This window comes from Candidatus Zixiibacteriota bacterium, assembly GCA_040752815.1.
GTDB lineage: Bacteria > Zixibacteria > MSB-5A5 > GN15 > FEB-12 > JAGGTI01.
Map to the genome: position 1 here is coordinate 18,735 of JBFMGC010000033.1, position 11,124 is coordinate 29,858.

An 11,124-nucleotide genomic window follows, 5' to 3' on the forward strand; every position below is an offset into this window, starting at 1 on the left:
ATGGAGTTAAAGCTCACTCGGCCAGAGGCCTACCAATTGGTGCTGGAGCGTATCGGACGAGGGAATCTTCTCAAGCATATTCTATCGGTTGAGGCGGGTATGCGGGCGCTGGCCCGGCATTTCAACGAGGACGTCGATTACTGGGGGCTGATCGGCCTTGTCCACGACCTCGATTATAACGAAACCAAGGAAACGCCGGACCAGCATACCTATCTCACCGCCGAATGGTTGGCTCCCTACGGACTGCCCGCTGAAATGCTCTACGCGATACACGCACACCCGGGCCATGTGCCATGCCGCTCGCGTCTGGACTGGGGGCTGTTCTCCGTAGATCCGACCACCGGCTTCATTGTCGCTTGCGCACTCATGCACCCCGAGAAAAAACTAGAGGTTCTGACCGAAGAGTTCATGATGCGCCGGTTCAAGGAAAAACGGTTTGCGGCCGGCGCCGTGCGCGAAGATATCGCCGCTTGTTCGAACCTGGGACTCGAACTCGAGCCGTTCCTGATGCTTGTCCGAGACGGCATGATGACCATTTCCGGCGAGTTGGAGTTGTGATCGGCAGCCCGGCTGACTCTCTGTGGCGTCGCGACGTGGTCGGGTGGTCGCTCTACGACTTCGCCAATACGATCTATTCGATGAACATCGTATCGCTTTATCTGAAGCGATACCTGGTGGAGGACCTCGGCTACGGCGACTACTATTTCGATATTCCGTTCGCTCTGTCGATGTTGCTGGCGGCCATCTTGCTCCCTGCGCTGGGCGTGCTGTCCGATCATGCCACGAAGAAAAAGACCTTTCTGTTCCTGTTCACGATCACCTGCTGCATTTCGGTCGGGTTGATGCCGCTTATTCCGGCAGGCGCGCTCCTCGGGATGTTGGTGCTGTTTATGGTCGCCAATTTTTCCTACGAGGCGGCCATGCCGTTTTACAATGCGCTGTTGTACTCTGTAGCCGACGGCAGACAGGCGCGGCTGGTATCCGGTGTCGGCGTGGCGTGGGGATATGTCGGCTCGATTGTAGGGATGGCATTCGTGCTGCCGTTTGTGACGGGGGATTTCTTCGGCCATGAGATTTCATTCCTCGATGGTGGAGGCAAACTGGACGCGTTCCTGCCGAGCGCGGTGCTGTTTTTCGCTTTCGCCATGCCCTGCTTTATTTGGGTCAGAGAGAAACCATCTCACGCTGTAGCGCGTTCCAGTCTCAGTGATGCCTACCGCGAGGTCTGGCAGGCGCTCAGGCAGACGCGGAAATACCCTGGCGTTCTTCGGTTTTTAGTGGCGGACTACTTTGTGGAAGATGCGGTCGCAACCGTAATACTCAATATCGGACTTTACCTGTCGATCGTGCTTTCCATGCCGGAGCAGCAAATCACCACATTCCTGATCATCTCGACCATTACGGCAGTAGCGGGATCCTTCCTTGTGGGATTCCTGGCCAAGCACTGGTCACTGCATCGCATGTTGCCACTCGTTTTCAGCGGGTGGGTAATCGCGTTCGCCGCATTCGTGATGACCGACCACATGCCGACAGTCTGGGTGTTGGGTTCTCTAGTGGGGGTACTGTTGGGTGGTTTGTGGACCACCACTCGACCCTTTCTGGCGGAGATTGTCCCCCGCGATGAGCTGGGCAAGTTTTTTGGTCTGTTTTCGCTGTCCGGCCGGGCAGCCGCTGTAGTCGGTCCGCTGATATGGACGCTGACGGTTTACCTGTTCAGCCCCGAGCGAGCATTGGGCCAGTGGCTCGGCGGCATACTTGGCCTGGACAGCGCGGGGTTGGCCCGATTGCCGTATAAGATGGGCGTGTTGTCGCTCGCGCTGATGGTGCTGATTGGATTACTCGTGTTTCGCGGTGTCCCCAGGACTAAGGAATCCTCGCATGGGTAAGAAGTGCGGTGACTGGTACCATTACTCCGGCGCGATTCACATGCACACGACCGAGTCCGACGGCGCCAAATCGCTCGAGGAGGTGGCGGCAATCGGCCGCGAAGTCGGTCTTGATTTTCTGATGGTCACCGACCACATGGGTCTGACCAATCGTGAGCGAGGCCTGGAGGGGTTTTACGGAAGTACTCTGGTCTTGATCGGTTATGAGCACAACGATCTCGAAGACAATAACCACTACCTGATCTTCAAGTCACCGAGCGTCTATCCGGAGAACATGGGTGCCAAACAATACGTCGCGGCGGCGCATCGCGACGGCGCTCTCGGCATTCTGGCGCATCCGATAGAGAACCGCAGCCGTGAGGGCAAGTACCCGCCTTATCCCTGGACGGAGTGGGACACCGATCTTTTCGACGGGCTGGAGATTTGGAATCAGATGTCCGAGTGGATGGAAAAACTCACGCCGTGGAACAAGCTGCCCATGGCGCTTTCGCCGCGCAAGTCGATGATCGGTCCGCCGCCCGGGGTGCTCGAAATATGGGACCGCCTGAGCCGTAAGAGACGCTATGTGGGCGTTGCCGGAGTCGATGCCCATGCGTACCCGGTTAAGCTCGGTCCCCTCACCGTCGAAATATTCCCCTACAAAGTGCACTTTCGGTCTCTTCTCACGCACATCATACTGGACCAGCCGCTTGCTTCCGACTTTGCCACCGCCTCGGAGCAAGTCTATAAAGCGCTGGCGGATTGCCGGGTGTTCAATTCGAATCATCGCTGGGGTGACGCTCAGGAGTTTCACTTCTCTGCGAATGACGGCTCCCGCACCGCAGTATGCGGTGACGCCATGACTTTTCGAGAGGGCATCACGCTTTCGGTCGAGTTACCGTCGCGGGCGCACATCAGATTGGTCGGAAACGGACACCAGGTGGCCGACACCCATGGCACGCATCTCGAACTCAAAGTGAGAGAGCCGGGCCTTTACCGGGCCGAGGTCTGGAAAGGGCGGCGGGGATGGATTTTCTCCAATCACATCAGGATTGGTGTTGACTGAGACGCGCGCAGCCGGCAAGCCGGTGAGTGTGGTCAATCTCGCACCAGACGTCGACACGAGTCTGCCCAAACTGGGGGATCACCAGGAACCGGCGTGGAAATTCGTTCTTGTCCGAACGCGTGAGCGTTATTACTTCGTGTTGGGACCAGTGTCCCAGTTCCGCTACCACGCCAATCTTGTCGATCAGTTCTGCCGACGCCTCCAGATCACCTCCACGTGGGCAAGAAGACCCGACCTGGTTGAAGTAGTCGATCCGGCCGTAGAGGTAATAGGCGGTGGGCACCTCAAGCTCGATTCGGCCGGCAAATCTGCCAGCATCTACGGTCATTCCAAAGCCTACGGATCGTTCGAGCGGTGGATTGTGCACGAAATCACGCGGAACCACCCGTACTTTTGTGGACTTACAATTTCTATTGACTGTGGCTGAGGCAGATAGCCCCAGTGGCGGCGCTGGGAAGAGCCGGCAAACGATGCCTACGCTCGGCAATCCGTTGTAGCTCAATAGCGTCCGGTACCCTGTGCTGAGGAGAACCCGCTCTGGGCGCGCTCCAAAAAGCATTTGACATTCCCTCCCCCAGGGCCTAAAGTAGCCGCTATTGTTTGAAGCCGTTGGCGGCCAAAGGAAAACAGCATGTTCGAAGAGCTCTACCCGTTACTTTTCTTGCTGGCCCTGGCGACCTTTCTGGCGGTCGCACTGACCGTGCTCTCCGTTCTGTTCGGCCGTCGTACCCGGCTCGGCAGGAAAACCCAACCGTACGAGTGTGGGATAGACCCGGTCGGAACCACCCGCGATCCGGTGCCGGTTAAGTATTTCATGGTGGCTATCTCGTTCATTCTGTTCGATATCGAGATCGTCTTCCTGATGCCATGGGCGGTAGTGGCGCGCGATCTCGGCATGTTCGGCTTCACGGCAATTACCGTGTTTGTTCTGCTCATCCTGGTCGGCTACTTCTACGAGCTGGGTAAAGGAGCGTTGCGATGGGATTAGAGGAGAAGATCCCTGATTCGGTAATCCTGACCACGCTCGACAAGATGGTCAACTGGGCGCGCAAGCGATCGATGTGGCCGCTTGGTTTCGGACTGGCCTGCTGCGCGATAGAGATGATGGCGACATTCATGTCGAAGTATGACATGTCTCGCTATGGCATGGAAGTCTTCCGGCCGTCGCCGCGCCAGGCCGATCTCATGATTGTCGCCGGCAGGGTCTCGGTGAAAATGGCGCCGGTGATCAAGACGCTCTATGAGCAGATGCCGAATCCCAAGTGGGTGATCGCGATGGGAGCGTGCGCGTCGTGCGGCGGCGTATTCAACAACTATGCGATCGTCCAGGGTGTGGACCGGATCATCCCAGTCGACATGTATGTGCCCGGCTGCCCGCCACGACCGGAGCAGCTGATGGACGGCATCCTGAAACTTCACGCCAAGATCGAAAAAGAATCTCTCAAGGCAAAACGAGAGGAGTGGGGCCGGAGCGTGGCGCACTAAGCGCCAGGAGCCGATCCGGTCAAATCATCCGCCGGCTCTTGTGAACAATGGTACAAGCCTGAGCATGGTAGACAAGATCAGACAGTGGCTGCAGACCAGGTTCCCGGACGCCCTCATCCGCGAGGTTAACTTCCGAGAAGAGCAATCGTTTTACATCAAGCCGGAGTCGCTACTGTCTGTCTGCCAGGCGCTTATAGATGATCCCGAACTCGATGTCCGCTACCTGGCCGACATCACGTCGTGTGACTGGCTGGGCTTTGAGAGTGTCATGGGGGGGAGATTCGAGGTAGTCTACAACCTCTGCAGTTTCCGGCATAAGTACCGTTTCTTTCTGAAGGTCATGCTTCCGGCGGAGAACCCGGTGGTAGCCAGTCTCACGCCTATTTGGAACGGCGCCAACTGGATGGAGCGCGAGGTTTGGGACATGATGGGGATCAAATTCACCGGCCACCCCGACCTGACCAAAATCCTCACGCCTGACGAGCTGGAGGGGTACCCGCTTCGTAAGGACTACCCGCTGACTTACGAGGTCCCGCAGTTCAACTGGAACAAGGACCAGCCCCCGGAGGTGATCAAGTAGTGGAGTCCCGCACTCTCCAGATCAACATGGGGCCGCAGCATCCGGCGACCCACGGGGTGCTTCGGGTGGAACTCGAAGTCGAGGGCGAGACCGTGGTAAAGGCCAAACCGATAGTCGGCTACCTCCACACCGGGATCGAGAAGACCATGGAGTCCAAGCTTTACTACAAGGCGATTCCGTGCACCGACCGGATGGACTACCTGGCGCCGATGATAAACAATCTCGGGTTCTGTCTGGCGGTCGAGAAGTTGATGGACATTGAGGTGCCGGAGAAGGTCAAATGGGCGAGAGTACTCCTGGCCGAGCTCACCCGCATCAAGTCGCACCTGGTCTGGCTGGGTACTCACGCCATCGACTTGGGGGCGATGTCAATGATCCTGTACGCTTTCCGCGAGCGAGAGATGATTGTCGATATCTACGAGGCCTGCGCCGGGCAGCGCATGATGAGCACCTATATACGAATCGGCGGCCTGGCCGAGGAACTGCCGCCCGATTTTGACAAGCTCGTGCGCAAGTTTCTCAAGGTGATGCCCGAGCGGCTGGTCGATTACGAAAAACTGCTCACCCACAACCCGATATTCGTCCAGCGCACCAAAGGGGTGGCGGTAATCTCGGCCGAGGACGCGATAAACTGGTCACTCTCCGGTCCGATGCTGCGGGGCAGCGGCGTGAAACGCGATCTGCGCAAGGACGAGCCGTACAGCGGCTACGAAAAATTCGATTTTGAGATTGCACTCGGGCAAAACGGCGATGCCTACGACCGGTACCTGCTCCGTCTTGAAGAAATCCGCCAGTCGCTCAGAATCATCCAGCAGGCGCTCGACGGTATGCCCGAAGGGCCGTACCGCGCCCATGTCCCGGGGGTAGTGCTGCCGCCCAAGGAAGATGTACTGCACAAGATGGAGTCGCTGATCGTCCACTTTAAGATCATCACCGACGGATTCAAGACGCCGCGCGGCTCGGTCTACCAGGCGGTGGAGTCACCCAAGGGCGAGCTGGGGTTCTATATTGCCTCCGACGGCACCAACAAGCCCAATCGTGTGCGGGTCCGGCCGCCATCGTTCATAAACCTGTCAGCGCTTCCGGCGCTGGTCGAGGGCCGACTTGTGGCGGACGTAATCTGCGCTATCGGAACCGTGGATATCGTGCTCGGCGAGGTGGACCGATGATGCTGACGGCCGAATCTGTTGACCGTATCCGCGAGGCCGCCACGAAGTACCCCCAGGTGCGATCGGCGATCCTGCCGGCGTTGACGATTGCCTATCGCCAGATCGGCCATCTCAACGAGGATATCTACGACGAAATAGCAGAAGTCTTGAGTGTGCCGTCGGGTGAAATCGCCGAGGCGGCCAGTTTTTACACCATGTTCCCCAAGAAACCGGTGGGCAAGTATCTGATTCAGGTCTGTCACAATATCTCGTGCGCGCTGCTGGGGGCGGAGAGCCTGATAGCGTATCTCGAACAGAAGCTGGGAGTTCAGGTGGGTGAGACCACGCCGGATAACCTGTTTACGATCGTGCGGGTAGAGTGTCTCGGTTCTTGCGCCACCGCGCCGATGATGCAAATCAACCACGATTACTATGAGAACCTGACGCGCAAGAGGGTGGACGCGATTATCGAGCAGCTGCGCAGCGAATCGCGGGCGGGAGGCAAGCAGTGAGCTTCTACTCGCCGGTGCGGACAAATGCTGCGGAGGTGGCGGGCTCGGACCGGCTGCACCTGTTTCGATATGTCGAAGATCCGGCGCAGACTCGGATCGATACGTATGAGGCCCACGGCGGCTATAAGGCCTGGCGGAAAGTACTCAAAGAGATGACCCCGGAGCAGGTGACGGCCGAGGTCAAGAGTTCCGGACTGCGCGGGCGCGGCGGCGCCGGCTTTCCGGCCGGAATGAAATGGGGCTTCATCCCCAAAGGCACGACCAAGCCCCGGTATCTCGTCTGCAACGCCGACGAATCCGAACCCGGCACTTGCAAAGACCGGGTGCTGATGGAGCGTGATCCCCACGCCGTGATCGAGGGGATGGCTATCGCCGCTTATGCGATCGGCTGCCATCTCATGTTCGTCTATATCAGGGGGGAATTCGGGTTCTCTATCGACGTTATGCGGACCGCCATGGACGAGGTCTATCAAAAAGGCCATCTCGGCAAAAACATCCACGGCTCCGGGTACGACCTCGATATGGTTATTCATACGGGTGGCGGGGCTTATATTTGCGGCGAGGAGACCGCCCTGCTGAACTCGCTCGAAGGCAAGCGGGGAAATGCGCGCATCAAGCCACCTTTTCCGGCGGTGGCGGGGCTCTATCATTGCCCGACCATTGTCAATAATGTTGAGACTTTGGCGACAGTCCCACACATCATTGTGCGTGGCGCCGCCTGGTACAAATCGCTCGGCACAGAGAAATCAACCGGCACCAAGATTTTCAGTCTGTCCGGTCATGTCAGGCAGCCCGGCAACTACGAATTAGTTCTGGGTCACAGTCTGAAGGACCTGATCTATAGTCCGCAGTACGGTGGTGGCATCCTTGGCGACAAAAAGCTCAAAGGGGTAATCCCGGGGGGATCATCGACTCCGTTTCTTACCCCCGACAAAGTAGACGTGCCGCTGGATTATGAGTCTCTGACGGCGGTGGGTTCGATGCTCGGATCCGGCGCGGTGATTGTCTTTCACGAGGAGACCTGTATCGTCTGGGTAATCGCGAACCTCATTCGCTTTTACCGTCATGAGTCGTGCGGGAAGTGTACGCCCTGCCGCGACGGCACCGGCTGGCTTGAGCAGATCATCAATCGCATCGAACAAGGGGGCGGCAAACCGGGCGACGTGGAGAAGATCGAGTCGATCTGCGACAATATCCTGGGTCGCACGGTCTGCCCGCTCGGCGACGCGGCAGTGATGCCGATTCAATCGGCTATCAAGAAATGGCGCGACGAATGGCAGCACCATGTCGAGCACGGCACGTGCCTCGTGAGAACACAGTTCAGTTTGGCGGAAGGTGTCTGATGGCCGAGGCAGTCAAACAGAACCCGGCCACCGCGGTCGCGCCGCCCACAGTGACGTTTACCCTTGACGGCCGCCAGGTCACGGTCCCGAAGGGCACCACTATCCTGATCGCCGCCCAGCAACAGGGGATCGAAATCCCCACATTCTGCTGGCATCCCAAGCTGAGTGTTGAGGGCGCCTGCCGGATGTGCTATGTCGAGATCGAGAAATGGCCCAAGCTGGCGATCTCGTGTGCGACTGAGGCGATGGACGGCATGGTGGTGCGCACTGATTCCGAGAAGGTCAAGCAGGGTCGGCGGGCCGTTATCGAGTTCACTCTGATTGATCATCCGCTCGACTGTCCCACCTGCGACAAGGGGGGAGAGTGCACGCTCCAGGACCTGACTTTTGCCCACGGTTACGACGACAGCCGGTTTGAATTCCAGAAGCGCCGCTTCGGAATTCAGGAAGCCGAGACGACATTCGATGAAGTTCGGATCGGGCCGGAGATTATCCTTAACCGCAACCGGTGTATCCGCTGCTACCGCTGCACCAGGGCCAACAAGGAAGCGTTCGGCGAACACGATCTCGGCGCCTTCGAGAGAGGCAATCACACCGAGATCAACGCCGCGCCGGGGCGTCGCGTGGACAACCCGTTCTCGGGCAACCTCGTGGAGATTTGCCCGGTGGGCGCGCTCATTAACACCGATTGGCGGTACAAGATCAGGGTCTGGCTGACTCAGACCACATCGTCGATCTGCCCATTCCACAGTTCCGGTGCTAACATCCTGTTCTTTAAGAACGACCACCAGGGGCGAATCTTCCGTGTAACCTCGCGGCCGAACGACGATATTGATGACGGCTGGATCACAGACGTAACCCGCTACGGTTATCAGATCGTGACTTCAGAGGACCGGCTCAGAAGACCACTTGTCAAGAAGGGCGGCAAGCAGGTTGAGGCGAGCTGGGAAGAGGCCATGGAGGTGATCAGGGACCGGCTCGGTGAGATCATCGAGAAGAAGGGCCGTGTCTGTATCGGCGGGTTGGTATCACCCACCTTGGATAACGCCTCGCTGTTCAGTTTTTCCAAGCTGTTCCGCACGGTTATCGGCTCGAATAATATAGACTTCCGGCTGGATTACCGGATGCTTCCCACGGTGTCCGGTGGAGCGTACGACATCCTCTGCAGCCGGCCTTTCAGTATAGCTGATATAGAAAAATCGGATCTGATTGTCACGCTCGGCAGCGATTTGGTCAGGGAACACCCGAATGAATACCTGAAGATGCGTCGCGCCTGCAATTTCGGTGGCGCGACCGTCTATGCGCTCAACCCGTATCAGACCAAATCGGCCGATATCGCGCGCGCGGAACTCGTTTATCAGCCCGGCACCGAAGAAATCGCCATCAACGGTATCTGCCTGGCGGCGATCGAAAACAACCTTGTAGACAGCTCGCGGATAGGCGATCTGCGAAAGAAAATCACGCCGGGGAGTTCGTCCGAGGCCGCCAGACTCTGCGGTGTCGATGCCAGTTTGTTTACCGAAGTGGCCTCGGCGCTGGCCCACGGGAGCCGGGTCACGTTGTTCGCGGGAGAAATAGTCAGCCGCTCACGGGACCGGGAGGCGATTGCCTCGGCGCTGTGCAATCTCAATCGCCTGTTTGAGCTTTCGTCGAAAGGCCAGATCGCCATCCTGCCGCGTTATGCCAACTCGCGCGGGGCGGGTAAACTCGGCCTGCTGCCTGAACCGCCGACTTCGTTGAAGACCCGGCTCAAGGAGCAGTGGGGCGAATGGCCGGAAACGGCGCCGATGACAACTGATCAGATGCTCCTGGCCATGAAGAAAGAGGAGATCAACAGCTGTCTTGTGATCGGCGGCAATCCGGTAATGCTCTATCCGGATCGCGAATTTGCCCACGACGCCCTCGAAGGGCTGGACTTTCTCGTCGTGGCCGACCTGTTCGAAACCGAAACCAGCGCCCTGGCCGATGTCGTGCTTCCCCTCTGCAGTTGGGCCGAATACGACGGTTACTATGTGAATCTCGAGGGGCGCGTCCAGTTGGCGTCGCGCGCCCTCCCGCCGCGTTTTGAATCGAAACCCGGATATGAAATCGCACAGCTCATCGCGGAGCATTTCGAGAAGCCGCTGTTCGAGTCCCCGGAAGAGCGTGACAGGATGATACGCGATGTGCTTATGGCTGATCCAGGTGTCGAGCTGCCCGATCGCTATCTGGAGGTGCGAGCTGTGTCCGAGGACCAGCCGGCCGGATATCCCGTGGTCTTGTTTATGGGCGATGATCTTCATCATAGCGGGCATGTGACCGAGAAGGCCGCCTCATTGGTCAACTTCTGCGGTGAGGCGTATGTCGAAATGTCCCCGTTGCTGGCCGAGCGCCTGGGTCTGAACGCCGGCGATTCCGCTCGCGTCGAGTCCGAGGTGGGTAAAGTGGTCGCACCGGTGCGCATATCGCGCTATATCCGGAATGATGTTGTCTTTATGCCCCGGAACTTCTCTGCGTTTCCGGTCAATTCTCTGCTGATGCGCAAGCGGCGGGTGGACCGGGTCAAAATCAGTAAGGTAGTAGGCTGAGACGATGATAGAATACGCCATCATATCGTCGCTGCAAATCATCGTGGTAGTCCTCGTGATACTTACCGGGTGCGCGTACGCGACTTATTTGGAGCGGAAAGTCGTTGCTTTTATGCAGCACCGGATCGGGCCGCTGTATGCCGGACCGTATGGATTGTTGCAGCCGGTTGCCGATGCCATCAAACTGATCTTCAAGGAGGATATCGTTCCGGAGCGCGCCGAACGGTTCGCGTATACTCTGGCGCCCATGGTGTCGTTCGTTCCGGCCCTGATGGTCTTTGCGGTGGTTCCGTTTACTAATGACTTCACGGTCTTCGGGCAACCGATTCCGGGCGTGATTTCCGATCTGAACATCGGTGTCGTATTCGTGTTTGCCGTGGGCTCGCTGGGGGTCTACGGAACGATTCTGGCCGGATGGTCGAGCGGCTCCAAGTACTCCCTGCTGGGCGGCCTGCGGGCATCGGCACAGACGATTTCCTATGAGCTGGCCTATGGATTGTCGATTATCGGCGTAATCATTATCGCCAACACGCTATCAATGACGCAGTTGGTGGAACA

11 protein-coding genes and 1 pseudogene are annotated in these 11,124 nt (G+C 58.1%); all 12 read left to right on the forward strand.

All coding sequences use genetic code 11. The annotated features are described in order from the left end of the window. Nucleotides 1–558 (forward strand): HDIG domain-containing metalloprotein, encoded by a 558-nt coding sequence (locus AB1772_09025; GenBank protein ID MEW5796492.1) that lies wholly within the window; start codon nucleotides 1–3, stop codon nucleotides 556–558. Then, on the forward strand, nucleotides 555–1,886 hold the full coding sequence (locus AB1772_09030) for an MFS transporter (protein ID MEW5796493.1): 1,332 nt from the start codon (nucleotides 555–557) through the stop codon (nucleotides 1,884–1,886). The genes AB1772_09025 and AB1772_09030 overlap by 4 nt, the downstream gene beginning before the upstream one ends. Further along, nucleotides 1,879–2,931, forward strand: coding sequence for a histidinol-phosphatase (locus tag AB1772_09035; protein MEW5796494.1), 1,053 nt, complete (start codon nucleotides 1,879–1,881; stop codon nucleotides 2,929–2,931). Before AB1772_09030 ends, AB1772_09035 begins: the two co-directional genes overlap by 8 nt. Beyond that, on the forward strand, nucleotides 2,924–3,358 hold the full coding sequence (locus AB1772_09040) for a hypothetical protein (protein ID MEW5796495.1): 435 nt from the start codon (nucleotides 2,924–2,926) through the stop codon (nucleotides 3,356–3,358). Before AB1772_09035 ends, AB1772_09040 begins: the two co-directional genes overlap by 8 nt. A gap of 204 nt (nucleotides 3,359–3,562) precedes the next feature. Beyond that, entirely contained in the window at nucleotides 3,563–3,919 is a 357-nt protein-coding gene (locus AB1772_09045; GenBank protein ID MEW5796496.1) for an NADH-quinone oxidoreductase subunit A, read from the forward strand. Further along, a pseudogene (locus AB1772_09050) lies at nucleotides 3,910–4,386 on the forward strand (NADH-quinone oxidoreductase subunit B family protein). The gene AB1772_09045 and the pseudogene AB1772_09050 overlap by 10 nt, the downstream one beginning before the upstream one ends. A 94-nt stretch (nucleotides 4,387–4,480) precedes the next feature. After that, on the forward strand, nucleotides 4,481–4,996 hold the full coding sequence (locus AB1772_09055; GenBank protein ID MEW5796497.1) for an NADH-quinone oxidoreductase subunit C: 516 nt from the start codon (nucleotides 4,481–4,483) through the stop codon (nucleotides 4,994–4,996). 26 nt (nucleotides 4,997–5,022) lie between these two features. Next, nucleotides 5,023–6,165 (forward strand): NADH dehydrogenase (quinone) subunit D, encoded by a 1,143-nt coding sequence (nuoD, locus tag AB1772_09060; GenBank protein MEW5796498.1) that lies wholly within the window; start codon nucleotides 5,023–5,025, stop codon nucleotides 6,163–6,165. Continuing rightward, nucleotides 6,162–6,656 carry an NADH-quinone oxidoreductase subunit NuoE gene (gene nuoE / locus AB1772_09065; protein MEW5796499.1) on the forward strand — a complete coding sequence of 165 codons (495 nt, stop codon included), beginning with the start codon at nucleotides 6,162–6,164 and terminating at the stop codon, nucleotides 6,654–6,656. Before nuoD ends, nuoE begins: the two co-directional genes overlap by 4 nt. Before the next feature lie 53 nt (nucleotides 6,657–6,709). Next, nucleotides 6,710–7,999 (forward strand): NADH-quinone oxidoreductase subunit NuoF, encoded by a 1,290-nt coding sequence (gene nuoF, locus AB1772_09070; GenBank protein ID MEW5796500.1) that lies wholly within the window; start codon nucleotides 6,710–6,712, stop codon nucleotides 7,997–7,999. Further along, on the forward strand, nucleotides 7,999–10,566 hold the full coding sequence (gene nuoG, locus AB1772_09075) for an NADH-quinone oxidoreductase subunit NuoG (GenBank protein MEW5796501.1): 2,568 nt from the start codon (nucleotides 7,999–8,001) through the stop codon (nucleotides 10,564–10,566). Before nuoF ends, nuoG begins: the two co-directional genes overlap by 1 nt. 4 nt (nucleotides 10,567–10,570) lie before the next feature. Further along, the coding region (locus AB1772_09080; GenBank protein MEW5796502.1) for an NADH-quinone oxidoreductase subunit H at nucleotides 10,571–11,124 on the forward strand (554 nt) is incomplete at its 3' end.